The organism is Pantoea dispersa (assembly GCF_014155765.1).
Taxonomy (GTDB): domain Bacteria; phylum Pseudomonadota; class Gammaproteobacteria; order Enterobacterales; family Enterobacteriaceae; genus Pantoea; species Pantoea dispersa.
Map to the genome: position 1 here is coordinate 1 of NZ_SCKT01000029.1, position 612 is coordinate 612.

A 612-nucleotide genomic window follows, 5' to 3' on the forward strand; every position below is an offset into this window, starting at 1 on the left:
ATCTCGGTTGATTTCTTTTCCTCGGGGTACTTAGATGTTTCAGTTCCCCCGGTTCGCCTCGTTTGACTATGTATTCATCAAACGATGATGCACAGAGTGCACCGGGTTTCCCCATTCGGACATCGACGGCTGTAGCGGTTCATATCACCTTACCGTCGCTTCTCGCAGATTAGCACGTCCTTCATCGCCTCTGACTGCCAGGGCATCCACCGTGTACGCTTAGTCGCTTAACCTCACAACCCACAGGCGTTTTGCAACGCTGCGGACTGCAAGCATTTGAGAGACTCGAACACATCGTAAATTTCATTCTTATTACGGAGAATGAACACGACGCGTCGTTTCAATTTTCAGCTTGTTCCGGATTGTTAAAGAGCAATATCTCAAACACGACGTTACCGTCAGTTTTGAGATATTCTGTGGAGACACCTTTCACCTGTCACCAAGCAGTGGCGTCCCCTAGGGGATTCGAACCCCTGTTGCCGCCGTGAAAGGGCGGAGTCCTAACCGCTAGACGAAGGGGACACAAAGTGTCACGACTTCGCAGCCGTCCTGCTCGTTACTTTTCTATCAGACAATCTGTGTGAGCACTTCGCGGGAAAGTATCTTCAGGTA

At 50.2% G+C, this 612-nt stretch carries 1 tRNA gene and 1 rRNA gene; both read right to left on the bottom strand.

Annotation, left to right across the window (positions count from 1 at the left end):
• Positions 1 to 233 (bottom strand): 23S ribosomal RNA (locus tag H7K56_RS23135); the annotation flags it as partial.
• A gap of 214 nt (positions 234 to 447) precedes the next feature.
• Positions 448 to 522, bottom strand: a tRNA-Glu gene (locus H7K56_RS23140).
• Between the last annotated feature and the right edge of the window lie 90 nt (positions 523 to 612).